At 60.2% G+C, this 25291-nt stretch carries 17 protein-coding genes and 1 pseudogene; 1 reads left to right on the top strand and 17 read right to left on the bottom strand.

Going from position 1 to position 25291, the window contains the following annotated elements:
* From DJ564_RS09090 to DJ564_RS09005, 17 genes and pseudogenes are all read right to left on the bottom strand, one after another.
* Nucleotides 1–1071, bottom strand: a complete 1071-nt coding sequence (locus DJ564_RS09090) for a class I SAM-dependent methyltransferase (RefSeq protein WP_109628562.1) — start codon at nucleotides 1069–1071, stop codon at nucleotides 1–3.
* Nucleotides 1061–1918 carry an NAD(P)-dependent oxidoreductase gene (locus DJ564_RS09085; protein ID WP_109628561.1) on the bottom strand — a complete coding sequence of 286 codons (858 nt, stop codon included), beginning with the start codon at nucleotides 1916–1918 and terminating at the stop codon, nucleotides 1061–1063. Before DJ564_RS09085 ends, DJ564_RS09090 begins: the two co-directional genes overlap by 11 nt.
* Nucleotides 1915–3141, bottom strand: a complete 1227-nt coding sequence (locus DJ564_RS09080; RefSeq protein WP_109628560.1) for a class I SAM-dependent methyltransferase — start codon at nucleotides 3139–3141, stop codon at nucleotides 1915–1917. The genes DJ564_RS09085 and DJ564_RS09080 overlap by 4 nt, the downstream gene beginning before the upstream one ends.
* Complete coding sequence (locus DJ564_RS09075) at nucleotides 3138–3698, bottom strand: dTDP-4-dehydrorhamnose 3,5-epimerase family protein (protein ID WP_109628559.1); 561 nt, start codon at nucleotides 3696–3698, stop codon at nucleotides 3138–3140. Before DJ564_RS09075 ends, DJ564_RS09080 begins: the two co-directional genes overlap by 4 nt.
* Nucleotides 3695–4777, bottom strand: coding sequence for a CDP-glucose 4,6-dehydratase (gene rfbG / locus DJ564_RS09070; RefSeq protein WP_109628558.1), 1083 nt, complete (start codon nucleotides 4775–4777; stop codon nucleotides 3695–3697). The genes DJ564_RS09075 and rfbG overlap by 4 nt, the downstream gene beginning before the upstream one ends.
* Nucleotides 4759–5532 (bottom strand): glucose-1-phosphate cytidylyltransferase, encoded by a 774-nt coding sequence (rfbF, locus tag DJ564_RS09065; protein ID WP_109628557.1) that lies wholly within the window; start codon nucleotides 5530–5532, stop codon nucleotides 4759–4761. The genes rfbG and rfbF overlap by 19 nt, the downstream gene beginning before the upstream one ends.
* A gap of 278 nt (nucleotides 5533–5810) precedes the next feature.
* Nucleotides 5811–9539, bottom strand: coding sequence for a calcium-binding protein (locus DJ564_RS09060; RefSeq protein ID WP_109628556.1), 3729 nt, complete (start codon nucleotides 9537–9539; stop codon nucleotides 5811–5813).
* 243 nt (nucleotides 9540–9782) lie between these two features.
* A pseudogene (locus tag DJ564_RS09055) lies at nucleotides 9783–10055 on the bottom strand (group II intron maturase-specific domain-containing protein); the annotation flags it as partial.
* Between the two features lie 124 nt (nucleotides 10056–10179).
* Nucleotides 10180–13752, bottom strand: a complete 3573-nt coding sequence (locus tag DJ564_RS09050; protein WP_109628555.1) for a glycosyltransferase — start codon at nucleotides 13750–13752, stop codon at nucleotides 10180–10182.
* A 124-nt stretch (nucleotides 13753–13876) separates the two neighbouring features.
* The gene (locus DJ564_RS09045) at nucleotides 13877–15445 is read right to left on the bottom strand and encodes a flagellar hook-associated protein 3 (protein WP_109628554.1); all 1569 of its coding nucleotides are present in this window, start codon (nucleotides 15443–15445) and stop codon (nucleotides 13877–13879) included.
* A gap of 13 nt (nucleotides 15446–15458) precedes the next feature.
* The gene (gene flgK / locus DJ564_RS09040) at nucleotides 15459–17519 is read right to left on the bottom strand and encodes a flagellar hook-associated protein FlgK (RefSeq protein ID WP_109628553.1); all 2061 of its coding nucleotides are present in this window, start codon (nucleotides 17517–17519) and stop codon (nucleotides 15459–15461) included.
* 23 nt (nucleotides 17520–17542) lie between these two features.
* A complete protein-coding gene (flgJ, locus tag DJ564_RS09035; RefSeq protein WP_109628552.1) occupies nucleotides 17543–18841 on the bottom strand; it encodes a flagellar assembly peptidoglycan hydrolase FlgJ in 1299 nt (432 codons plus the stop codon).
* A gap of 11 nt (nucleotides 18842–18852) precedes the next feature.
* Nucleotides 18853–19941: a flagellar basal body P-ring protein FlgI gene (locus tag DJ564_RS09030; protein WP_109628551.1), complete on the bottom strand. Its 1089-nt coding sequence runs from the start codon at nucleotides 19939–19941 to the stop codon at nucleotides 18853–18855.
* A gap of 27 nt (nucleotides 19942–19968) precedes the next feature.
* On the bottom strand, nucleotides 19969–20664 hold the full coding sequence (flgH, locus tag DJ564_RS09025; RefSeq protein ID WP_109628550.1) for a flagellar basal body L-ring protein FlgH: 696 nt from the start codon (nucleotides 20662–20664) through the stop codon (nucleotides 19969–19971).
* A 51-nt stretch (nucleotides 20665–20715) separates the two neighbouring features.
* Nucleotides 20716–21501: a flagellar basal-body rod protein FlgG gene (gene flgG, locus DJ564_RS09020; RefSeq protein ID WP_010457017.1), complete on the bottom strand. Its 786-nt coding sequence runs from the start codon at nucleotides 21499–21501 to the stop codon at nucleotides 20716–20718.
* A gap of 45 nt (nucleotides 21502–21546) precedes the next feature.
* Nucleotides 21547–22287 (bottom strand): flagellar basal body rod protein FlgF, encoded by a 741-nt coding sequence (locus tag DJ564_RS09015; protein WP_109628549.1) that lies wholly within the window; start codon nucleotides 22285–22287, stop codon nucleotides 21547–21549.
* 367 nt (nucleotides 22288–22654) lie between these two features.
* Nucleotides 22655–24217 (bottom strand): sigma-54-dependent transcriptional regulator, encoded by a 1563-nt coding sequence (locus DJ564_RS09005; protein WP_109628548.1) that lies wholly within the window; start codon nucleotides 24215–24217, stop codon nucleotides 22655–22657.
* 280 nt (nucleotides 24218–24497) lie between these two features.
* On the opposite strand from DJ564_RS09005, the gene phhA reads away from it, so the two are divergent.
* The gene (gene phhA / locus DJ564_RS09000; RefSeq protein WP_109628547.1) at nucleotides 24498–25283 is read left to right on the top strand and encodes a phenylalanine 4-monooxygenase; all 786 of its coding nucleotides are present in this window, start codon (nucleotides 24498–24500) and stop codon (nucleotides 25281–25283) included.
* The last annotated feature ends 8 nt before the right edge of the window (nucleotides 25284–25291 follow it).

Raw genomic sequence — 25291 nt, 5'->3', positions numbered from 1 at the left:
TCACTGGAACGAAGCGCTGTCGACGGCGTGATAGACGTAGCGTCCACCGGTCATCCGCTTGATTTCTTCGAGGTAATTGGAGTTCATCACAAACAGGTTGGTGCCTTCGGGCAAAGCATCCATGGCCTCTTGCGGCGAGGACACCCGCGCGCCGCTCAGGGGCAGATATCGGCCCTGTTTGGCCGGGTTGATATCCACCACGCGATCCACCGCCACGCCCGCGCGGTGCAGGAACAGCGAGTAAATCACGCCTTTGGACGACGCGCCCCAGATCGCCGAACCTTGCTCGGGCGCGGCCTGAATGATCTGCACGGCGCGGTCGAGGCTGGTGGTGAAACCTTCGGGCAGCGTCAGGCGCGGCACCGGTTGTTCCGGAATCAGCCGCAACGTCGACAGGTCGGCGACGATGTACAGGTATTGGCCACCGAACAAGTGACCGGCCTCGTGCACGGTGCCGAACATCCGGTGCAGGTCATCGAGGCGGAAATAATTGACGTGTTCGTAAAACAGGTCGAACCAGGCGCGGTGCTCGAGAATCCAGTCGAAACACGGGACTTCGATGTAGATCTGCCCGCCCTGGTTGGCTTCGGCGATGACCGCCAGAAAGCTCAGCGGATCCTGAATATGCTCCAGCACATGACGCAGCACGATGGCATCCGCCGCCAGACCGAGCCCGCGGGTGAACGGCGCCTTGATCACGTCGGCGTTGTCGCCTTCGTAGGCCGGGTCGATGCCGGTGATCGCGTAGCCCAGGCCTCTGAGCAGTTCGAGAAAGTAGCCTTTACCGCAGCCGACTTCGATCAGCTCCTGACCCTTGAAGTGTCGGGCAATGATCCCTTCGACATCGCTCAGGTGCTTCTGGAACTGGCCGGAGTGCGCCTGCTCGTTCTGATAGTCAGCGTCATAGCTGAGCTTGTCGGCATCGAAGGCCTGATTGAAGATCAGCCCGCTCGTCTCATCTTGTACCAACACCATGTCGGCGCTGGCCGAAGCTTTCGCTGATTGCGCATCGGCAAAGGTACGGTTCTGCAACACCGGCAGGTCGGCGACCCGATACAACTCATGCCTCATGCTCTGCTCCCAATAACTGTTGCAAACGTTCGGTCATCGCCCAGAACGCCATCGGCTCGTGGGTCGGGTACGGATAGTGGCCGAGGTTCAGATCCAGCATCGCGCCGCGTTCGCGCAAGCGTTGTTCGACCAGTGCCCGCACCGACACCGGTTGGCCGCTGGCGCAATTGACCGCACCGTTGAAGTCGCGCTGGTGCAGGATCGCGGCGAGATAGCCGGCCGCGGTTTCAATCGCCAGAAAATCGCGCAACTGTTCACCGGCGGACATGTTGAACGCCGGCTCGCCGGCATCGATCGCCCGATCCAGCGCTGCCAACAGACTGTTGGGGTTCTGCCCGGTGCCATGCAGGTAGAACAGCCGCGTCCATTGCAGGGTGAACGGCGTTTCTTGCTGCAGGTTCTGCAAAAACAAATGCAAGGTGTGCTTGGCCAGACCGTAGGGATTGCTCGGCCGTGGTTCGGTCTGCTCGCTGAGCGGCCCGCTCTGCATGCCGTACTCGAAGCAGGTACCGGTCACTAGAACTTGCTTCACGCCCCCTGCCACCGCGCTTTTGATAAAGCGGTAATCGGCCATCAGGTTGTGCTCGAAATGGAACAGCGCCCGATAGTTCGGCAGGCCAGGCCAGGCCAGGTGCGCCAATGCATCGATGCCATCGGTCAACGCGGCAACATCGAGATCAGCAGCGTGAACATCCGCCGCCACGAATTCGACATCGTTGATCCACGGCATGCTCTGCGCGGTTTCTGCGTTACGCGCTGCCGCCCGCACCCTGCAGCCGCGCGTCAGCAACGCCGCAACCAAATGCCGCCCGACGAAGCCCGTAGCTCCCGTCACCAGGACTTTCAAAGTACGCTCAACTCAGGCACGGCAATCACGAAGCGCCCGTCCCACTGACGCACCTGCGCCAGTTGCTGACTGACTTCGTGCAGCAGGTTCCATGGCAGCACCAGCACGTAATCCGGTTTTTCGAGGTCGATCTGCTCAGGCGCCACAATCGGGATGCGACTGCCAGGCAGGTATTTGCCTTGCTTGTGCGGGTTGGCATCGGCGACCCAGGCAAGCAAGTCCGGCTTGACCCCTGCGTAGTTGAGCAAGGTGTTGCCCTTGGCGGCAGCGCCATAACCGACCACGCGCTTACCGTCGGCCTTGGCCTGCAACAGAAAGCGCAGCAGTTCGTGCTTGATACGTTCAGCCGCTGGCGCCAGGGTTGCGTAGTACCCGGACGTCTTTACCCCGGCGTCCAGTTCAGCCTGCAACTGTTGCTGCACGGTCGGTTGTACGGCGCGGCGTTCACCGTCCTTGCGCTGCACGAACACCCGCAGCGATCCGCCATGAGTCGTCAGCTGGCTGACGTCGAACACCTCCAGGCCATTGCGCTCGCACAGGGTTTGCACGGCGGTCAGGGACAAGTAGGAATAGTGCTCGTGATACAGCGTGTCGAACTGCTGCCCCGCCATCAGCGTCAGCAGCTGCGGAAACTCGAACGTCGCCACGCCTGTCGGCTTGAGCAAGCTTGCGAAACCACCGAGGAAATCATTGATATCCGGCACATGGGCGAGCACGTTGTTGGCGGCCATCAGGTCGGCGGCCCAGCCTTCGCTGTTCAGTTGCGCGGCGGTTTCACGACCGAAGAACAGTTCGCGAATCTCCAGGCCTTTCTCCCGTGCCGCTTGCGCGGTGCTGCGGGTCGGTTCAACGCCCAGGCAAGGGATGCCACGCCCAGCCACGTACTGCAGCAGGTAACCGTCGTTGGCGGCGATTTCCACCACGCGGCTATCGGCGGTCAGGCCGAAACGCTCGACCATTTGCGCCACGTAGCGCTCGGCATGGGCCAGCCAAGTGCTGGAGAACGAACTGAAATAGGCGTATTCGGCGTCGAACAGGCTGCCGGCGCTGGTGTAATCTTCGGTCTGCACCAGCCAGCATTGCTGACACACAGCGACCTTCAACGGCACCCATTGCTCGGCTTGTTCCAGGCGATCCGCGTGCACATAGGCGTTTGACGGCGGCGAGGTGCCGAGATCGATCAGCGGCAAGGCCAGAGAAGTACCGCAACCACGGCAGTTCATAGACGCACTCCAGCGAAGTGTTGATCGAGCATGGGATGGCTGGAATCCCGGGCCGACAGATTATTGACAGGCAGCGGCCAGGCAATGGCCAGTCGTGGATCGTTCACGCTCAAACCACCTTCGTGCGCAGGCATGTAATCGGCGCTGTGCAGGTAGAGCAATTCAGCATCGTCAGTGAGGGTCTGGAAACCATGGGCGAACCCGGCCGGGATCAGCAGGCTGCGGCCGTCACCGGCCTTCAGGTGCTCGGCGTGCCAGTGCAGGAAGGTCTCGGAGTCGGGGCGCAGGTCCACCGCTACATCCCAGACCTCACCGCGCAAGCAAGTGATCAACTTGGCTTCCGGCGCATTGGCATTTTGATAATGCAGTCCGCGCACACTGCCGCGTAAACGTGTGCAGGAATGGTTGATCTGGCGGATATGAAACGGCTGGCCGAAGGCGTTCAGGCTGCCTTCGCAAAACAGCCGTGCGAAGTGCCCACGATCATCTTCGACGCGTTTGTGCTGAACGCTGAACAGACCGGCCAGCGGCAAGGCTTTCAACTGAAATTCGCTCACAGCGCGCCTCGGTACAGGTTCAACTGGCTCAGGGTGACTTCACGCATGTCATCGCCGTTCTGCCACGCCAGGTGCCAATCGAGTGTCTGGGTCAGGCACTGCTGCAACGACCAGCGTGGTTGCCAGGCCAACCGTTGCCGGGCGCGGCTGCTGTCCAGGCGCAACAGACCGGCCTCATGCAAATCACTCGGTTCGATGCGCAAGCCACGCGCTTGCGGCCAGCGGTTGGCGAGCTGCTCGACCACTTCGCCGACGCTGCACATGTCCGCTTCGCTCGGGCCGAAGTTCCACGCGCCGGCAAACGCCGGGCCTTGCTCGTAGAGGCCGGCGGCCAGTTTCAGGTAGCCAGCCAATGGTTCCAATGCGTGCTGCCACGGACGCACGGCTTGCGGGTAGCGCAGGGTCACGGGCTCGTCTGCGGACCAGGCCTTGAGCACGTCAGGAATCAAGCGCTCCGGAGCGAAGTCGCCGCCGCCCAGCACGTTACCGGCGCGCGCGGTGGCCAACGCCAAGCCGTGTTCGGCGTACTTGTCAGCCGGGAAAAAAGACGCGGCATAAGACTGCGCCAACAATTCACAGCAAGCCTTGCTGCTGCTGTAAGGGTCATGACCGCCGAGGGATTCGTCTTCGCGGTACGGCCACAGCCATTCCCTGTTGGCGTAGACCTTGTCGGTGGTCACCAACACGCAGGCGCGCACGCCACCGACCTGGCGGATCGCTTCGAGCAGGTTGAGGGTGCCCATGACGTTGCTGGAATAGGTGCCGAGCGGATCGCGATAGCCTTCGCGCACCAACGGTTGAGCCGCCAGGTGCAGGACGATTTCCGGCTGGGTTTCGGCGATCAATTCCAGCAAGGCGCCGAGATCACGCAGGTCACCACGCTGATCGTTGATGCCCTCGTGCACCCGGGCCAGTTCGAACAGGCTCGGCTCGGTGGACGGATCGAGCGAAAACCCGCTGACCTCGGCACCGAGGCTTTGCAGCCACAACGTCAGCCAGCTGCCCTTGAACCCGGTGTGACCGGTCAGCAGAACCCGTTTGCCGCGCCAGAATTCCGGACTCAGGCCCATTGCTTCCATGGGGCCTCCCCGCTCTGCCACAGCGCTTCGAGGTGGTTTTTGTCGCGCAGGGTGTCCATCGGGTGCCAGAAGCCTTCGTGTTCGAAAGCCTTCAACTGTTCTTCCTGGGCCAGACGGGCCAAGGGCTCGGCTTCCCACGTGGTCTCGTCACCGCCGATGTACGGCAGCACTTTCGGCGAAAGCACAAAGAAACCGCCATTGATCCAGCCACCGTCGCCGCGGGGCTTCTCGGTGAAACCGAGCACCTGATCGCCATGACGCTCCAGGGCACCATAACGGCCCGGTGGTTGTACGGCAGTGACGGTCGCCAGACGACCGTGGGCGGTGTGGTAGTCCACCAGTTGACGGATATTGATATCCGAGACTCCGTCGCCGTAGGTAAAGCAGAAGGCCTCTTCATCCTTGAGGTAACGGCCGGCGCGCAGCAAGCGGCCACCGGTCATGGTGTCCTCGCCGGTGTCGATGAGGGTGACGCTCCACGGCTCGCTGTAATTCTGGTGCACTTCCATGCGGTTGTTGCGCATGTCGAAGGTGACGTCGGAGGTATGCAGGAAGTAGTTGGCGAAGAAATCCTTGATCGCATAGCCCTTGTAGCCAAGGCAGATCACGAAGTCATGAATCCCGTGGGCGGAGTACTGTTTCATGATGTGCCAAAGAATTGGCTTGCCGCCGATTTCGATCATCGGCTTGGGCTTGAGGTGCGACTCTTCGCTGATCCGCGTGCCCAGGCCACCCGCCAGAATTACTGCCTTCATCGTCTCCCCTCTTGTTCTTCACAGAGCTATGCCAAGCTACTTCAGCTTGTGCGGGCTGTCTGGCTGAAACGCTCTGCCGTGTCAGGCGCTGGCGTACTGGCCGCAGCGCTCGTTTTATGGCGATATGAGGGGGACTTGCAGGAAACGCGCCAGCTCATGAATCCAAATAAAAGGCACAAAAAAGGGACGAATCCGGATCATGCAGATCGGATTCGTCCCCAAGCGTAAAGCGGGCACCTTCAATCCCGTTGCAGGAGAGGAGGTGCCTGATTCAGGTATCAGCCGAACATGGCAAACGCATCGCTGTTGGCCGGCCAGCTGAAGAGCTGTCCGTCCGCCGTCTGGATTTGCTCGATGGTATCGGAGCCGGCAAACCAGTCCTTGAGCTGTACACCTTCCTGCGGAACCTGCCCTGGATTAACACTCGACCTGTGCAGGTAGAGGTCATCACCGACACGATCAACCAGCAGTTCGGCACTGCTGATGTACGACAGCACTATTTTGTCGAAGCGGCTGGCGCCATCGTCCTGGATCGTCACCAGTGCCGAGGTGTTGACGTTGTAGGTATCGTCACCCTCACCACCAAAGGCGGACCCGCTGGCTTGCAGCACCAACTTGTCATCGCCAGCACCGCCAAACAGCGAGAAACCGGAGCCCGTGCCGGTCAGCAGGTCGCCACCTTCCCCACCGTCGGCCATGCCGTGAACCACCGTGATGACATCGCCCCCCGCTTCACCATAGGCCCGACTGCCCTCGTCGTTGGCAGCGGTGACGATGGTGTCGTTGCCATTGCCGCCATACAAGGTGTCAGCCTGCGGCCCATTGATCAGACCATCCAGTGTGAATGGCCCGATCTGGGACACCAGCCCGCCATAGAGGTAATCGTTGCCGTCGCCACCGTAGATGATGTCGTTACCCAACCCGCCTTCAAGGTAGTTGACGTTGGCATCACCGGTCAGGGTGTCATTGAAGTGGCTGCCCACTACACGCTCGATGTTGCTCAATAAGTCGCCTTGCGCATCGCCGCCTTGATTGACCCCGGTCAGCAGGTTGATGTTCACGGCGCTGGCACTGGTGATGTACCAGGCACTGTCCAGCCCTTCTCGCCCATCGATCACATCCGCACCGGCACCACCGATCAAAATGTCGACGCCGGTCGATCCGGACAACGTGTCGCCAAAGTTACTGCCCTGGAAAATCTCGATCCCGGTGTAGGTGTCGCCAGTGGCGTCGCCAGTGTTGGCTTTGGTTTTCAGGTCGATGTTCACGGCACTGTCGGATTGCTCATAGGTGACCAGATCCTGGCCGGCTGCACCATCCAGCCCCATCGCAGTGGTACCGCCATAGAAGGTGTCGTTGTAGTTCGACCCCCTGATCACCTCAATTGCGGTGAAGGTGTCGCCTGCCGCGATCCCGGAATGCACACCCGTCTTCAGGTTGATACTCACCGCCACGGTACTGTCGAGATAACCCGCCGTGTCGAGGCCGGCGCCGCCGATAAACTGGTCAGCCCCCGCGCCACCGTACAGTGTGTCGTTGCCAGAACCACCGGTGATGATGTTGTCGCCGGCATTGCCCCAACCGGTGTACGCGCCAGCGCCGACGAAGGTCAGACGCTCGATATTGGCTGCCATGTACGTGTGGCTGGGGTTGATCACCGACACGCGCATTTCATCGTTGCCGCCACCGGCCTGCTCGACGATGGTCGGTGTGGCGCTGCTGTTGATGTAGTAGATATCGTCGCCGGCACCGCCTTCCAAACGGATCGCGGGTGCTGTGTGATCCGGATCGACGGTGAACGTGTCGTTGTATGCCGAGCCGATGACGTTCTCGATATTGGCCAGGGTGCTGCCTTCGGCATCCCCTCCTGTACCAGCGATGCCTGTGCCGAAGCGGACCTCAACGTTTACTCCTGCGGTCGATGTCGAGTAATCGACCGTGTCGGTACCGACCCCGCCATCAAAGTCCATGCCCCGGCCATCGCCGACAAAGGTGTCGTTGAAGTTGGAGCCCTTGATCGCTTCGATGTCGGTGAAAGTGTCACCCGCCGCAATCCCTGAATACACACCGGTCTTCAGGTTGATGCTCACCGCCACTTTGCTGTCGGTATAGCCGACGGTGTCGTAACCGGCACCACCGATGAACTGGTCGGCGCCCGCGCCACCGTACAGCGTGTCGTTACCCGAAGCACCGGTGATGATGTTGTTACTGGCGTTGCCCCAACCGGTGAACGCGGCAGTGCCGACATAGGTCAAACGCTCGATGTTTTCCGCCATGTAGGTGTTGTTGGGGTTAATCACCGACACGCGCACTTCGTCATTGCCGCCACCGGCCAGTTCGACGATGGACGCTGTAGCGCCGTTGTTGATGTAGTAGATATCGTCGCCGGCACCGCCTTCCAGCCTGATCGTGGGTGCTGTGTGATCCGGGCCGACGGCGAACGTGTCATTGAACGCCGAACCGATGACGGTTTCGATGTTGGTCAGGGTGCTGCCAGCGGCATCCCCGCCGGTGCCGGCCATGCCCGTACCAAAACGGACCTCAACGTTTACTCCGGCGGCCGACGTCGAGTAGTCGACCGTATCGGTACCGACCCCGCCATCAAAGTCCATGCCCAGGCCATCGCCGACAAAGGTGTCGTTGTAGTTGGAACCCTTGATCGCCTCGATGTCGGTGTAGGTATCGCCCGCCGCAATGCCGGTATTCACACCGGTTTTCAGATTGACGGTCACGCCGGCCGTACTGTCGGTGTAGCCCACGGTATCCAGCCCGGCACCGCCGATGAACTGGTCGGCACCCGCGCCGCCATATAGCGTGTCGTTGCCCGAGCCACCAGTGATGATGTTGTCGCTGGCATTACCATAACCGGTGAAGGCCTTGCTGCCGGCATAGGTCAAACGCTCGATGTTCGCCGCCAGGACGGTGCCGATAGGGTTGATCACCGACACGCGCACTTCGTCATTGCCGCCACCGGCCAGTTCGACGATGGACGCTGTAGCGCCGTTGTTGATGTAGTAGATATCGTCGCCGGCGCCGCCTTCCAGCCTGATCGTGGGTGCTGTGTGATCCGGGCCGACGGCGAACGTGTCATTGAACGCCGAACCGATGACGGTTTCGATGTTGGTCAAGGTGCTGCCAGCGGCATCCCCGCCGGTGCCGGCCATGCCCGTACCAAAACGGACCTCAACGTTTACTCCGGCGGCCGACGTCGAGTAGTCGACCGTATCGGTACCGACCCCGCCATCAAAGTCCATGCCCAGGCCATCGCCGACAAAGGTGTCGTTGTAGTTGGAACCCTTGATCGCCTCGATGTCGGTGTAGGTATCGCCCGCCGCAATGCCGGTATTCACACCGGTTTTCAGATTGACGGTCACGCCGGCCGTACTGTCGGTGTAGCCCACGGTATCCAGCCCGGCACCGCCGATGAACTGGTCGGCACCCGCGCCGCCATATAGCGTGTCGTTGCCCGAGCCACCAGTGATGATGTTGTCGCTGGCATTACCATAACCGGTGAAGGCCTTGCTGCCGGCATAGGTCAAACGCTCGATGTTCGCCGCCAGGACGGTGCCGATAGGGTTGATCACCGACACGCGCACTTCGTCATTGCCGCCACCGGCCAGTTCGACGATGGACGCTGTAGCGCCGTTGTTGATGTAGTAGATATCGTCGCCGGCGCCGCCTTCCAGCCTGATCGTGGGTGCTGTGTGATCCGGGCCGACGGCGAACGTGTCATTGAACGCCGAACCGATGACGGTTTCGATGTTGGTCAGGGTATCCCCCTCCGCATCGCCACCGGTGCCGGCCATGCCCGTACCAAAACGGACCTCAACGTTTACTCCGGCGGCCGACGTCGAGTAGTCGACCGTATCGGTACCGGTGCCGCCATCCAGCTTGTCCGCACCAGCACTCCCCATGATCACATCATTGCCACCCAACGCATTGATCTCATCATCCCCACTGGTACCTGTCAGCGTATCCACGCCATTTGTCCCGTTTATCACTGCCATTTCGACTTCTTCCTTGCCATGTTGTTGAACCAGATACCTTTCCGTCGCGATGTGCAAACGCGCATCGCAGAAGGGGTTTTCTTATAAACGAAGCTGTGGAGCCTATATCGACACAAACCAATCCGGGCTTTAGCCGGCCATCGCGCTCGGTACAAATCGACATAGGGGACGGCCTTCACAGGCCGCTCCCCTGCCACACCACCCGGCATGCGGGTCCGCACCGGGCGGTTCGTGAGATTGAGGTTATGAGAGACGTACTAATTCCAGCCTGTCGAACCACGCAATAGTAAGCACGCGATTCGGCTCCAGACGACTGTTATGCCACCAGCGGCAGGTGTTTCCTGCCACCTTCTGCGCCACCTGGTTACTCGCGCCAAGTGCTCGCAACTCACGATACGTCGTCGTTCCGCGCTACCATTGTTTAAGCTGGATAGCTCGCAGCCGGTGCCGTATCCATTCGTCCAGCTCACGCCAGACGGCTGGAGTTTGCGACAACCCGAAGTAAGCTTTCCAACCCCAAAATGTAAGGTTTCGCTGTGGTCAGCTTACGGTGGGACTCTCACCCACAAGATGGCGTCCATGCTGGGCGCACACAAAACAGGCGGCCCAAGGCCGCCTGCAGGTGTACATCCATGTTCGATCAGTTTGGCAGCCAGCCCTCGGCCCAGTAGTTGAGGTTGTTGCCCTTGAGCATGTAATCGCGCAGCACCTCCTCTCGCAGTGCATCACCCATGCGATAGCTCGCATCAGGGTCGGACAGGTGCATGCGGATTGCCTCAAGCCATTCTTCGGTACTGTTGCTCACAACCTTGGTGCAGGGCAAATAGCCGCGATAGGCTTCAGTGTCGGTGCAAATCACCGGGTAACCGCAGGCGCCGTACTCCAGCAGACGCAGGTTGCTCTTGCAGTCGTTGAAGATGTGAAATTCCAGCGGCGCCAGTGCCAGATCGAGGTTCAGGCTGGCCAGTTTGGTCGGATAGGCCTCCAGGCCGATGCTGGGATGGAACTCATGGACAAACGGACGCAAAGCCTGCGGACACATGCCGAAGAACACCCATTCGACTTCGTCGGCAAGCAGGCGTACCACGTCGGCAATGATGGCCAGATCTCCATCATGGCTCGTCCCGCCGCCCCAACCCACACGAGGTTTGCGAGAGGTACGGCGCTGACTGGTGAGCCCGACCCAGAGGTGCGGCGCAAGCATGTTCGGGACCACCCGGATATCGTGATGCATGTCCCGCAATGCATCGGCCAAAGGTTGGGTCGAGACCACCACCCGATCACACAGCCCTACGCCACGTCGCACTATTTTATCGACCCCGACCTCGGCGTTGCGCAGGTGCGCGTTCTTTTTCGGAACATCAATCACATAATCGTCAAGTTCGAAGATGCGGAAAGCGTGCGAGCAGTTTTTGACTCGTTCAACCTCATCGACCGCATTCTGGCTATAGCGCCCCTGCAACACGATCACGTCGGGAGAGCACCGCTCAAGGTCAATGCCTGTCGGCGTGTGATAACTCAAGTGCCCCACCACGCGCCCGGCCGCCTCCAACTCACGGAACGGCTGGGCAACCCGGTAATGGCCCACTGCGGTGGTATTGATTGGAATCGCCAGGATTTTGGGCAAAAGCTGACGCGAGAACGGGTCCCAGCCATCCTTGAATCCCGGTTCCAGACTGAAGTTGCTGGTACCCAGACTCAGATTGGGGTTGTAGGCCGGATCCCTGGCTATCACCGGCAACCATCGCTGGTAAAAACTTTGTTGTTCGGCTTGCAACACCCGGGGAGCGGGATTGAAGGCAGAGGATGGAACCACTCGCATCAATTCGGCGTAGGGAGTCCACACCACCAGGTATCCGTTTTGCTTCACACGCAGGCAAAAGTCAGCGCCATTGAGTGCTTGCGCCAGATTTTGCTCGTCCAGGCCATGCAACTCGTCAAAAACCTTCTTGCGCACAAGCAGGCAATCGATGCCCACGGCACTGAAATTCTGCACCGTCTGCTGGCGCTGCATGTAACCCGGCGTGTTGAGCGGCTCGCCACGATTGGGAACACCGATGGCCCCCCGCAACCCCAGTACCTGAGCCGTTCCCTCGATACGCCCTTGCGGACTCACCAGTCGACCGCCGACCACGCCGACTTCCGGACGCTGAGCATGATTGAGCAACTCGTCAAGCCAATCAGGGTTCACAACGACACTGTAGGGACTGAGAAACAACAGATAGTCGCCGCGGGCGTGTTCGGCAGCGAAGTTCTGCACGGCCGCCAGATTGTCACCATGACCACAGCGCAACACCCGAAGTTTGTCACTGCCCATTTGCTCCATGGCCGACAGCCAGTTACAGGCATCAACGGCAGTACTGCCATGGTCGACAATGAGAACTTCATAGCGTTGGCAGGCGGTTTTCTCCAGCAGACTTTCGACGCAACGCTCCAGAGAGCCCAGTTCATCGCGGGTCGCAATGACGATCGAGACCATGACCAGCTCATCATGCAGGTAGTCCACACGATTGATCATCGGCTGGCTGCCAGGGCGAATTTGGTGCGGTGCGCCGAGCCGCTGCAGATGCGCGGCCAGCACCCGAGGGTTCTGCTCGATAATCTGCGGCTGCGTCAGCCACTGGGAAAGACGCAGAGCAGACTCCACGAGAATTTCAGCAATGTGCCCGATTGCGTGCGGCCCGTTACTCTCCACCAGACGCCAGACCAGGTCATGCCCCCCCAGCTCGCCAAAACCATCTTGCATGCCGCCCAGCTCGATCATCCGCTGTCGCTGCAGGGCCAACACACGGCCGACATAAGGATAGCTGCGCATCAGATCCAGGTTAAAATCCGGTTTGAATACCGGCTCGATCGACACCTCATCGCGCAATCCGCCCTCGTCACTGTAGAGGCAGCGCACGTCAGGCATTTCCACCATGCGCTCTGCCAGCAACAGTAAAGCCAGTTCATTCAAGCGATCGCCCGCGCGAACCAGATAGATCCAGTCTGCGTTGTCCAACTGGGTCAGCAGTCGATTGAACTGGGCAACCGAATCATTCTCCAGACGCACATGACGCACGCCGTCGCATGGCGTGTGCTGCAAATCAGACAGCACCACCACCTGCTCGGCGGCATAGGTTTGCTGACGAATACTCTTGAGCGTTTCCTCCAGTGCCGGAACATCGCCTTCGTTGTCGAGAACAATCGGCACGATGCGCGGACGCCAGCTCCAACTCTGCAAACGGGTGTCGAGCAAACGTTGCTGGGCCGGTTTCAAACGACGGCAGGACAACCATTCCCGGTACATGTCGGCAAAGCTGTCGCACTCGACACCTACCCGGGTGTGCACCATCGTTTGAATGAAGCCCAGTTGCCGGCCCAGCGCGGTTTCTTCCCAGGCATAGGCTTGCCCCTCTATCGCATCGGCCAGTGCCAGATAACGTACCCAGCCCGGCGCGGGCGCCGGCTCACCACTGCGCAAGACAAGCATTTGCTTGAGCCAGTCGAGTTCTGTCATTCGCGCAGCCCTGACTAACGCCTGATCGCTCAGCCGCGCCGGATGCAAACGCTCAAGGCTCATCACCTGACTCACCACCACCAGATTTCCACGGCGTAGCAGGCAGGCAAACAAGGCGAAGTCCAGACAAGCGATAAAACCTTCGCCGATCTGAGTCAGGGCCGGCAAATATTCCAGCGCATGCCGGGTTCGCAACAACGCCCCGCTGAGGCCACTGAGGAAATTGACCAGACTGCTTTCCAGAATGCCCAGCAGATCCTCCCCCTTGAACAAGGTGACACCCGTGGAAAAACAGCAGTTTTCCACGCGGTCGGAAAGCAGGATGTAATCCGCGTCGTAAAACTGCCGCTGGGCGATCACCAGGTTGACATCGTCGTGGTCAATGAAGCCGACGATCTGCTGAGCGATGCATTCAGGGAGCAGTTGGTCGTCGTCACACAGCAACTTCAGATAGTCACCGCTGGCCTCCTGCGCACAGGCCATGAGATTGGCCTGAAAACCCAGGCGCTGGGGATTGCGCACATAGCGCAGACGAATCGAGACAGGTACCTCACAGGCATCGATGATCTCGCGGATCTCATCACCGCCACTGTCATCGCAGACGATCACTTCAAGATTGGCGTAGGTCTGACTCAGCGCGCTTTGCAGCGCCGTCTGGAAGAACTGCGGGTTGAAGGCGGGAATGGCGATGGTGACAAGAGGTGCTGGTTTCACGGCGGGAGAACTCGCGAGCGGCGGGAGCTTACTTCAACGAAGTGAAACTCCCCGAACCGCTGAATAAAGACGGTTTGCACTCGGCAGTCGCAAGCCTTCGCGAGATCATCGCGAAGGCCCTGACTCAGACTTTGTTGAACAGCCCCAATTGAGCGATCTTGCTGAACGCCAGCTGCGAAGCTTGCAGCATGGTCTGCTGCAGAGTCAGGCGGGTCATCACTTCAGCCGGATCGGAATCGCGAATGGCCGATTGGGTCTGGGTGTTGGCGAGTGCCAGGCTCTGGTTGATATCGGTCTGAGTCACCAATGACGCACCGCGACCACCTACAGAACTGATACTTGAAGCAAGTTGATCCATACCGCTGGACAGGTTACCCATACCGGCAGTGACCGCAGCGTTCATTTTCTGAATGGCAATCGGATCATTGTTGGTTGGCGTCGACAGGGCTGTTTTCAGCTGGTTGACGGTGTCCAGAATATTCTGGGTCTGGTGCGTATTGACCGCCACAGAGAACTGATCGCCTGTACCCGGCGTACCAGCCACAGTGAACGAAACACCCGACGCTGTCGCGGTCGTACCGGCCATGGTACCGGTGGACACCGGTTTACTGTTGGCGGTCAATGGCGCGGCATAGAGCTCGAAGTTCGTGGCACTGGTGAACTTGAGAATCGCCCCGCCGCCCGGGAAGCTGGCGTGGTAGTCGGTGCTGTTGGTCACAGAGGCATCAGTCACCAGTGCAGTCGACGGGTTGCCCGGGCTGCGCGAAGTGTTGAAGCTGTCCGGCTTGGCTGCCAGCGTGAAGCTGTGCCCGGCGATGACCGCGTCAGGGTTGGTATCACCCGTCTTGAGGTTGATATTGAGTTTCAGGTCAACGCCACGAAAGCTCACGGTTTGACTGGCTGCGTTAGTGGAAGAGAACACACCGTTCTGACTGGCTTCGGCCGTCACGTCGTTACCCAGCGCATCGGTGATTTGCAACTGCGTGCTGCTCAGGAACGACACGGTGTAAGGTTCGCCGCTGCGGAACTTGGCGTTGTAGGTGACATCGGAGCCGACCTGACCGTTGGACAACACCACACGACCGTCATCGACCGCAGGCGTGGTGAGCGTGGCTTGAGTCCGGGTAGTGTTGATCGCCTGCTGGAACACCTCCCAACCGGTGCTGTTGGTGGCCATCGACTGGGTATCGCCAATCGGCAGATCCAGCGTGACCTGATCACCGTTGTAGGTGTAGCTGCCATCGGTATTGCGGGTGAACGGCACGACATCACCCTTGGATCCGGCGAAGATGTACTTGCCGTTTTCATCCTTGGTGTTCATCAGGCTGAGCAGTTGCTCTTCAATCTGCCCCAGTTCGGAAGCGTTCGCCTGGCGGTCGGCATCGGTATAGCCGGCGTTGCCCGCACCCAGCGCCAGCTCTTTGGCGCGTTGCAGCACGTTGCCGATGCTGGTCATCACCGCTTCGGTCTGGCCGAGGGTGCCTTTGATGGTGGTCATGTTGGCTTCGTATTGATCAAGCATCGAAGCCTGCTGACCCAACTGCAGCAAACGCGAAGCGCCGACCGGATCATCAGCCGCCGTGTTCACACGAACCAGGCTGCTGGCCTCTTCGCTGCTCTTGACCACGTTGGCGAAATTCTTCTGATAGTTGGCAGCAGAGGACTCGTAAAACTGGGCGGTAGAAATGCGCATGGGCTACGACTCCTTAAAGACTGTTGATCAGTGTGCTGAAGATTTCCTGCGCAGCCTTGATGATCTGCGAAGACGCGGTGTAGTACTGCTGATACTTGACCAGGTTGCCGGTTTCCTCATCGAGGTCGACTCCTGACAGCGAGTCCCGAGCGCCCTTGGCGTTAGCCAGAATCGCTTCGGTGGCAGCGCTATCGAGTTTGCCTTGGGCCGCCTTGGCACCAACACCCGAGACCAGTTTGCCGTAGGCGTCGTTCAGGGAAATACCGTTACTGGCCGACCCGGTATCCACGGTCTGCTTGGTCTGCAAACCGGCCAGTGCAGTGCCGTTACGGTTGTCCAGCGAACCCGGCTGGCTGAGCGAGACGTTGATCGCGGTACCGTTACCTGGCGAACCGGCCACAGTCATGTCGAACGATACAGTGCGCTGCACGATGGGCGGTCCCGGATCATTGATCGCGGCGCCGCTGGCGTCGACCAGTGGAATGGTCAGGCTCAGCGTATTGTTCTGGCCCGGCACGATGGTGCCGCTGCTGAGCGGGTTGCCTTGAGCATCGAGCATTTGGTAAGTCTGAGTCGTACCACCCGCCGCACCAAACACGATCTTGACCGGCGTCGAAGTCTTCAGACCATTCTGGATCGCTGTAGTGGTGGCCGAGTCATAAATATCGAACTGCGTAGTCAGGGTCGGTTGACCGCTGGCCGGAATCGTCAATGTGCCGCTGCCGCCAGCAGCAATAGCCGCACCCAACGGTGCCGCGATTGCCAGACGCTTGGAGTCGGTCATCTCGGTCTTGATGTTCGTGGCCGCGTTGCGGGTCGGGGTGATCTTGAAAGTGTCGCCGGCGGCGGCGGTGCCACCGGTGAGCTTCATGGAGAAACCATCGATCACTGGCGGCGGCGTGGTCAGCGTGCTGAACGCGCCCATGGCGGTGCCTTCAGGCAGGCGCTGCAAGGTGTAGTCAGTGGCGCTGGTGAACGTGACCTTGTAATCGTTGATGGTCAGCTTGCCGCTGTCCGCGATGGTCACATCAAAGTTGCCTGAACCGGCGCTGTTGCCAACGGTGGCGATACTGCGGCTGGCCATCTGTGCGGCACTGTTGATGCTGTTGAACAGGTTCGAGCCAAACGCACCGTTCTTGTCGATGCCCTGGGCCTGGAGGCTGTTCATCTGATCGGCGACCACCAGGGCCACGCGGCCCAGTTCGTTCATGGCCGGGTCCAGCACGGTGCTGCGATAACGCAGCAGGCCGCCCATTTCACCACCGGTCATGACCGAGGTGATGTCGACGCTGCTGCCGGCGCGATTGAGCTGAATGCCCATGCGCGAAGGATCGTTCAGGCTGGGTGCCATGGACAGGGTGCTGGCAGTGCCGCCTATAACCAACGGCTGGCCGCTGCCCAGGTAAACGTCGAGGTTACCGTCGTGCTCGATGACCTGCGCACCGGTGAAGGTGGAGAGCTGACGCACGGTTTCGTTACGCGCATCGAGCAGCTCGTTCGGCATACCGCCGGACTTGGAAATCTCGGAAATCTTCTGGTTCAACTGCGCCACGGTGGCGGCGAGTTTATTGACCTGATCGGCCATGTTCGTCAGGTTGCCGTTGATGTTCGCGTTCTGCTGCGTCAACTGGCTGGACACTGAGTTGAAACGATTGCTCAAGGCCTGGGCATCGCTGAGCAGCAGCTGGCGCGACGCGTCATCACCCGGCTTGGCGTTGACGTTCTGCACCGAGGCGAAGAACTTGGTCAGGGCGCCATTGAGGCCGGTGCCGCTGTCCGAGAGCAAGGCGTCGAGCGGGCTGATCTGCCCGGCATACGCGGCCGCATCGCTGTTGAGCGAGGTGGTGGTCTGCAATTGCGCATCGAGGTAGCTGTTGTAGACGCGGCGCACATCGGCCAGGGTCGTACCGGTGCCGATGTAGACATTGCCGAACTGATTCGAGGCTTTGGTGCCCTGCACGGTTTGCTGGCGTGAGTAACCGGCGGTGTCGGCGTTGGCAATGTTATTGCCGGTAGTCATCAACGAGGATTGGCCAGCGGCCAGACCCGACATCCCGATATTGAGCAAACTCATGGTTCAGACCTTATGCCTTGTGCCTATAGAGGCGTAGTGGAAGCGCCCGCCGCAGCGTAGTTTTGGTAACTCGTCATCTGCTTGGCTATCTGCGAAATCTTGCTTGCGTAGGCCGGGTCGGTTGCATAACCGGCTTTCTGCAGCTCGCGTACAAACTGTTCCGGGTTATCGGCAGACTTCAGAACATCTTGATAGCGATTATTGGTTTGCAGCAAAGTCACCAGGTCATGGAAGCTGTCTTTGTACGAGTCGTAGGAACGGAATTCAGCCGTCTCCTTGACCATCTCGCCATTCCTGAATTCGCTGGTGATTGCGCGCGCCGATTCACCCTTCCAACTGCTGCTGGCCTTGATGCCGAACAGGTTGTGGCTGCTGCTGCCATCCTGAGCGCGCATGACCGATTTGCCCCAACCGGTTTCCAGCGCTGCCTGGGCCACCAGGTAACGCGGATCGACGCCGATCCGGTCGGCGGCTTCCTTGGCCATCGGCAGCATGGTGTTGACGAATTCGTCAGCGGAGCTGAAGGCTTTCTTCGGCGGCGCCAGTGGAATCTGCGCCATCGCACGGCCGTAAACCTGCAAGCGTCCGCTCGATTTGTTATCGGCTGGCGAAGGCAGCCAGTCACCATTGAACAGCGGTCCGGCACCGGTCACTACCGGCGTCGCGGCGCGTTCAGGCAGCAAGGTTTTGTTCGGGGTTGTCGCGGCGGTCGTCGTTGCCGAAGGCACCAGACCGGCGAGCAAGCGATCGGCCAGTTTCGGCGGCAAGGCCAGACGGCGCTGATTGATCAGCTCCATGTCATTGTGATGCGTGCCCTCGCCTGTCGGTGCTTTCACCGAGCGCGAGGCCCACAACGGACGCTGACCATTGAGCCGCGACAGCGGACCGTCGGTGGCCACGGTGCCCGCGGCAACCGGTGTCGGCACGGCCGCTTTCGCCGCTTCCTGCTTGGCGGCGGATGCGGCCGCAGCCTCACCCGGCGCCAGCGGTTTGTTCTTCGACATCTGGCGCATCAACACGTCTGCCAGACCAATACCGCCGCCCTCGCGGGACATGGAAACGGCCAACTGCTGGTCGTACATTTCCTGGTATTGCTTGGCCGCCGGCGTGTTGAGCGGGTTGTCCTTGCCCAGCGCATCGGTGGCCGAGCGCATGGACTTGAGCATTTCACCGAGGAACAGCGACTCGAATTCCTGCGCCACTTTGCGCATGTTCGCGTCACTGTCCTTGTCGCCGACCTTGAGCTGGTTCAAACGATTCAAGTCCGAATAGGAGCCCGAATCGTTGCTGCTGACACCCAGGCCGCCCTTGCGCATATCCATGGTCGCTGTCCTCAGATCACGATCAAGTCGGCTTGCAACGCGCCGGCCTGCTTCAGTGCCTCGAGGATCGCCATCAAGTCACCCGGCGCCGCGCCGACCTGGTTCACCGCCCGCACGATCTCGTCGAGGGTGGTGCCCGGGCCGAACTTGAACATCGGCTTGGCTTCTTGCTCGGCGTTGACTCGCGAGCGCGGCACGACGGCGGTCTGGCCATTGGACAGAGGGCCGGGCTGGCTGACGATCGGGTCTTCGGTGATGGTCACCGTCAGGCTGCCGTGAGTGACGGCGGCTGGCGAAACCTTGACGTTCTGGCCGATCACGATGGTGCCGGTGCGCGAGTTGATGATGACTTTCGCCACCGCCTGACCCGGGTCGACTTCAAGGTTCTCGAGGATCGACAGATAGTCGACGCGCTGACTTGGATCGAGTGGCGCGCTGACACGGATCGAACCGCCGTCGATGGCCTGGGCCACGCCAGGGCCGAGCATGTCGTTGATCTTGTCGACGATGCGCTTGGCGGTGGTGAAGTCGGAACGGTTGAGGTTCAGGGTCAGGCTGTTGCCCTGGTTGAAACCGCTCGGCACCGAACGCTCCACCGAGGCACCGCCCGGAATACGACCAGCCGACGGAACGTTGACGGTGATCTTCGAACCGTCGCGACCTTCGGCATCAAAACCGCCGACCACCAGGTTGCCCTGGGCGATCGCGTAGACGTTGCCGTCGATACCTTTAAGCGGCGTCAGCAGCAAGGTGCCGCCGCGCAGGCTCTTGGAGTTACCGATGGACGAAACGGTAATGTCGACCTGTTGACCCGGCTTGGCGAACGCCGGCAGATCGGCACTGATCGACACGGCGGCGACGTTCTTCAGCTGCACGTTGCCCGAACCCGGCGGCACCTTGATGCCGAACTGCGAGAGCATGTTGTTGAAGGTCTGCAGGGTGAACGGGGTTTGCGTCGTCTGGTCGCCGGTTCCGTTAAGCCCGACCACCAGGCCGTAGCCGATCAATTGGTTGGAACGCACGCCGGAAATACTGGCGATATCCTTCAGCCGCTCGGCTTGCGCGTTGAACGCTGCGGACAGCATCAGAGCGGCCACCATCAGGTGTTTAAGATTCAACGTAGCCACCTAGAAAGGGAACAGCGGGCTGAGGAAGAAACGGTCGAACCAGCCTGGCTGACTCGCATCGGCAAACGCACCGGTGCCCGAGTAGGTGATGCGTGCATCGGCGACGCGGGTCGACGACACGGTGTTGTCGGTGGCGATGTCATCGGCGCGCACCATGCCGGCAATCCGCACCAGCTCATCGCCGGTGTTGAGGGTCAGCCACTTCTCGCCGCGCACGGCGATGATGCCGTTGGGCAGCACGTCCGCGACGGTCACGGTGATCGAGCCGGTCAGACTGTTGCTCTGCCCGGACTTGCTGTCGCCCTTGGTCGCGCGGTCGCCTTCGTAACCGACGTCCAGGCTCAGGCTACCGCTGCCCACCGGGTCGCTGGTGCTCAGGCCACCGCCGAAAAACGAGCTCAGGCCGATGTCGGTCTTGCTGTTCTTGCCGATTTGCGAGTTGGCGTTCTTGCTGGCCTGGGTGCGTTCGTTCAGGGTGATGGTGATGATGTCACCGACCCGGAACGCTTTGCGGTCGCTGTACAGGTTCTGTTCAAAACCGGCCTGATAGATCGAGCCGTTATTGGCGGCAGCCGGCAGCGGCGTGCGCGGCAACACCGGGGCGTAGTAAGGGTCATTGGGCTTGGGCGGCGGAGCGACGCAGCCCGCGAGCACGACGACCCCACTCAGTGCCAGAACAGATACAAAGCGATTCATGACCCTACCTCACGGTGTTGCAGGCGACCTCATGGTCGCCTCATAGACTGATTACAGATTCTGCGTTACGAACGAGAGCATCTGGTCGGCGGTGGAGATCACCTTGGAGTTCATCTCGTAGGCGCGCTGAGTGGTGATCATGTTGACCATCTCTTCAACGGTGCTGACGTTGGACGTTTCCAGGGTGTTCTGCAGCGTGGTACCGAAACCGTTCAGACCCGGGGTACCAACTTGCGGCGCGCCGCTGGCAGCGGTTTCCAGGAACAGGTTGTTACCCACGGCTTGCAGGCCGGCCGGGTTGATGAAGTCGGCAGTTTGCAGGTTGCCGATCACCTGGCTGGCCGGGTTACCCGGAACGGTGACGGACACGGTGCCGTCGCGACCGACCGTGAAGGTCTGTGCGTCGTTCGGAATGACGATGGCCGGTTCCAGGGCGAAGCCGCTGGCGTTGACGATCTGACCGTTGGAGTCAAGGTGGAACGTGCCGTCACGGGTGTAGGACGTGGTGCCGTCCGGCTGCAGGATCTGGAAGAAACCGCGACCGTCGACGGCCAGGTCCAGCGGCTGCTCGGTGGTTTGCAGGCTGCCGGCGGTGAAGTTTTTCTGGGTGCCGACGATGCGCACACCGGTACCCACTTGCAGACCCGACGGCAGTTCGCTGTCCTGGGTCGACTGGGCGCCTGGCTGGCGTTTGATCTGATAGAGCAAGTCCTGGAACTCGGCGCGGTCACGTTTGAAACCCGTGGTCGACACGTTCGCCAGGTTGTTGGAAATGGTCGTCAGGTTGGTGTCCTGGGCGGACAGACCTGTTTTGGCAACCCATAGAGCCGGAAGCATTCGATTCTCCTCGTGCGCCTGTTTTACGGCGCGACGTTCTGATAATTAGCTGATCTGCAAGACCCGAGCCATGGCCTGGTCATCGTCTTTGGCGGTGTTCATCATCTTGATGTGCAGCTCGAACTGCTTGGCCAGCGCCAGCACCGAGGTCATTTCTTCCACGGCGTTGACGTTGCTCGACTCAAGGAACCCGGACACCAGCTTGACGCCCGCATCGGCTTGCGCCGGCTTGCCGTCCTTGGTGTGGATCGAACCGTCCAGGCCTTTGGTCATGTTCTTCAGGTCAGGGTTGACCAGTTTGATGCGGTCGACTTCAGCCATCACGCGCGGGCCTTCGCCCATGGCACGGATGCTGATGGTGCCGTCTTCGCCGACTTCGATCTGTTGCTCGGGCGGCACGGCGATCGGTCCGCCATTGCCCATCACCGGCATACCGTTGCCGGCCCGCAGCACGCCCAGGGCGTCCACGTTCAGGCTGCCGGTGCGCACGTAGCTTTCTGCGCCATCGGGGGTCTGCACGGCGATCCAGCCATTGCCTTGCACCGCGACGTCGAGGTCACGACCTGTTTGAACCAGCGAACCTGGAGAGAAGTCGGTGGCCGGTCGCTCGGTCATGGCAAACGCACGCGCCGGAAAGCTGTCACCAAACACCGGCATCGAGCGGGCCTGTTCCAGGTCCTTCTGAAAACCGTTGGTGGAGATGTTTGCCAGGTTGTTGGCATGAGCCTTCTGCGCCAGTGCATTCTGGCTGGCGCCGGTCATTGCCACATAAAGGTACTTATCCACGCTCTTTCCTCTGCATGCCGGACGTTTGCCGTCCACCGCTGTACTGCTGAGCGATAAGCAATTTACAGACCAACTTTTTTCTGACGGCGCGAGGCCCGGCAAACAAAGGACTTGAGGGGTTTTGCGGGGATTGGGGAAATGTATCGGAGACGAAAAACCGGCGGTGTTATGCCGTTTGGTGGCAAGTGCCGGCCATTGCAGCCAACAGATTCCCCTGTGGCGAGGGAGCTTGCTCCCGCTGGGCTGCGAAGCAGCCCCAAAAAGATTAGTCGAGGCCTGACAGGGAGGTCGCGCCGGATGGTTTTGCGGCCGCTTCGCGCCCGAGCGGGAGCAAGCTCCCTCGCCACAATAAAGTTATTGCAGGTGCTTATGCGCCGGGTTCTTTTCCGACTTCATACTCACGCAACTTGTTGGCAATGGTCGTATGGGAAACCCCCAAGCGCTTGCCCAGTTGCCGACTGCTCGGATGCTCGGAATACAGCCGTTCCAGCACCGCTTTCTCAAAGCGCCCGACAATCGCATCCAGCCCGCCCTCGAGGGAGAAATCGCCAAGCGGCTGACGCACGCCGTAATCCGGCAAGCGAATGTGCTCGGCTTTCACGGTCCCGCCCTCGCACAGGGAAACCGCCTGGAACAACACGTTCTCCAACTGCCGGACATTGCCCGGCCAGTGGTAATGACTCAGCCGCTCCATTGCCGCCGGCGCCAGTTTCGGCAACGGGCAGCCGATCTGCCGGCTGGCCTGGTCGAGGAAGTGCTCCACCAGCGGCGTCAAACCGTCGAGGCATTCACGCAGCGGCGGGATGTGCAGCGACAGCACGTTCAAGCGGTGATACAGGTCCTGGCGAAACTCGCCGCGCGCGCACAACTCGGACAAGTCCACCTGCGTCGCGCAGATCACCCGCACATCCAGGTAAACCTCTTCATCACTGCCCACACGACGGAAGCATCCGTCCTGCAGGAAACGCAGCAATTTCACCTGCAAGCGCGGGCTCATTTCCCCGACGCCATCGAGAAACAGCGTACCGCCCGCCGTCAGCTCCAGCAGCCCAAGCTTGCCTTCGGCTCGCGCCCCTTCGAAAGCGCCGGGACCGTAACCAAACAACTCGGTCTCGGCCATCGATTCCGGCAGACCGGCGCAGTTAAGCGCCATCAAGGGTGACTGACCGCGCGGACTCGCCAGGTGACAGGCACGCGCGAGCAATTCCTTGCCGGTGCCGGTTTCGCCTTCTATCAAGAGCGGCGCATCCAGCGGCGCCATGCGTCGAGCCTCGCGCACCACTGCGGCCATGACTTTGGAGCTCTGGAAGATACTGTCGAACCCGCGCAACTCTTGTTTGCGCACGTTATAGATGCGCTCACCGACCCGATCAGCCCGGTGCAACGTCAACACCGCACCGGCCATGGCTTCGCTGTCGTCATGCTCCGATTGCAGCGGCGCTATGTCGGCGAGAAACACGTCGCCCTTGACCTTGACCCGTAGCCCGTTGATCCGCGACTTGTTGGCGCGCACCAGTTCCGGCAAGTCGAAATCCTCGGCATATCGGGACAGCGGAATGCCCGGCACCTCATCCACCCGTACTCCGAGCAACTGCGCCGCCGCACGGTTGGCCGCGACGATGGAGCCGCCCATGTCGATCGACAACACCGGAAACTCCAACGCACCGAGCAAGGCATTGAGCTCCATGTGCCGACGCTCGCTGGGCATCAGCCCTACACGCTTGACGCCAAACACCCCGGCAATCGACTCGAATTTCGGACGCAATGCCTGGAACTGAATGTTGATCAGGTTCGGGCAATGCAGGTAGATCGCGTTGCCATGCTCACCGCCGACCTCGCCGCGAGCGACGTTGATCCCGTACTCGACCAGCAAGTTGAGAATGTCGCGCAGGATGCCGATGCGGTTCTGGCAGTGGACTTTGATACGCATATAAAGGCCCGGAACAGGAGTAATCGAGGGCCTGAGCGAGGATTTTTCTGCGCAGGCGCCAACTTAGTCGTCAAGATTATGTGACACCTGTGCGCCGTTTCAAACCCGCAAATCTCAATAGCTGCGCCATTGACGCCAAACCGTAACGAATACTTTACGAAAATCGACGAATTTTCCTACGTATCCAACGGATCACCTGCTGCAACGCCGCACGCCTTGGAGTATTTCTAAGTCCATAGCAGCACATAACAAGAACGAAATCCCCTAGCAGGAGAGCAGCATGAAGCAGACGCAATACGTGGCTCGCGAGCCCGATGCGCAAGGTTTTATCGACTACCCCGCTGAAGAACACGCGGTGTGGAACACGCTGATTACTCGCCAACTGAAAGTGATCGAGGGGCGTGCGTGCCAGGAATACCTGGACGGTATCGAAAAACTCGGTCTGCCCCACGACCGCATTCCTCAACTCGGCGAGATCAACAAAGTCCTTGGTGAAACCACCGGCTGGCAAGTCGCCCGCGTCCCGGCGCTGATCCCCTTCCAGACCTTTTTCGAATTGCTGGCCAACAAGCAGTTTCCAGTGGCGACGTTTATTCGTACCCGCGAAGAGCTGGATTACTTGCAAGAGCCGGACATTTTCCACGAGATCTTCGGCCACTGCCCGCTGCTGACCAACCCCTGGTTCGCGGAATTTACCCACACCTACGGCAAACTCGGCCTACAGGCCACCAAGGAAGAACGCGTGTACCTGGCGCGTCTGTACTGGATGACCATCGAGTTTGGCCTGGTCGATACGCCAGAAGGCCTGCGTATCTACGGCGGCGGTATTCTCTCCTCGCCAAAAGAAACCGTTTACTGCCTGTCGGACGAACCTGAGCATCAGGCCTTCGATCCGCTGGAATGCATGCGTACGCCGTATCGCATCGACATCCTGCAACCGCTGTACTTTGTCCTGCCGAACCTCAAGCGCCTGTTTGATGTGGCTCATGAAGACATCATGAGCATGGTCAAGCAAGGCATGCAGCTAGGCTTGCACACCCCGAAATTTCCGCCGAAAGCTGCGTGATCCGCAGC

It is taken from the genome of Pseudomonas sp. 31-12, assembly GCF_003151075.1.
Classification (GTDB): Bacteria; Pseudomonadota; Gammaproteobacteria; order Pseudomonadales; family Pseudomonadaceae; genus Aquipseudomonas.
Note: the sequence above shows the minus strand (reverse complement) of the source record. Positions and strands in the feature narration are given on the sequence as shown.

What these genes read in the sequence shown, in the direction of transcription:
- rfbG (WP_109628558.1), bottom strand. Translation starts at nt 4,777, where the DNA reads ATGGAAGCAATGGGCCTGAGTCCGGAATTCTGGCGCGGCAAACGGGTT.
- DJ564_RS09060 (WP_109628556.1), bottom strand. Translation starts at nt 9,539, where the DNA reads ATGGCAGTGATAAACGGGACAAATGGCGTGGATACGCTGACAGGTACC.
- flgG (WP_010457017.1), bottom strand. Translation starts at nt 21,501, where the DNA reads ATGCTTCCGGCTCTATGGGTTGCCAAAACAGGTCTGTCCGCCCAGGAC.
- rfbF (WP_109628557.1), bottom strand. Translation starts at nt 5,532, where the DNA reads ATGAAGGCAGTAATTCTGGCGGGTGGCCTGGGCACGCGGATCAGCGAA.
- DJ564_RS09030 (WP_109628551.1), bottom strand. Translation starts at nt 19,941, where the DNA reads ATGGTGGCCGCTCTGATGCTGTCCGCAGCGTTCAACGCGCAAGCCGAG.
- DJ564_RS09045 (WP_109628554.1), bottom strand. Translation starts at nt 15,445, where the DNA reads ATGCGCATTTCTACCGCCCAGTTTTACGAGTCCTCTGCTGCCAACTAT.
- DJ564_RS09080 (WP_109628560.1), bottom strand. Translation starts at nt 3,141, where the DNA reads ATGAACTGCCGTGGTTGCGGTACTTCTCTGGCCTTGCCGCTGATCGAT.
- flgH (WP_109628550.1), bottom strand. Translation starts at nt 20,664, where the DNA reads ATGAATCGCTTTGTATCTGTTCTGGCACTGAGTGGGGTCGTCGTGCTC.
- DJ564_RS09005 (WP_109628548.1), bottom strand. Translation starts at nt 24,217, where the DNA reads ATGCGTATCAAAGTCCACTGCCAGAACCGCATCGGCATCCTGCGCGAC.
- flgK (WP_109628553.1), bottom strand. Translation starts at nt 17,519, where the DNA reads ATGAGTTTGCTCAATATCGGGATGTCGGGTCTGGCCGCTGGCCAATCC.
- phhA (WP_109628547.1), top strand. Translation starts at nt 24,498, where the DNA reads ATGAAGCAGACGCAATACGTGGCTCGCGAGCCCGATGCGCAAGGTTTT.
- DJ564_RS09090 (WP_109628562.1), bottom strand. Translation starts at nt 1,071, where the DNA reads ATGAGGCATGAGTTGTATCGGGTCGCCGACCTGCCGGTGTTGCAGAAC.
- flgJ (WP_109628552.1), bottom strand. Translation starts at nt 18,841, where the DNA reads ATGGATATGCGCAAGGGCGGCCTGGGTGTCAGCAGCAACGATTCGGGC.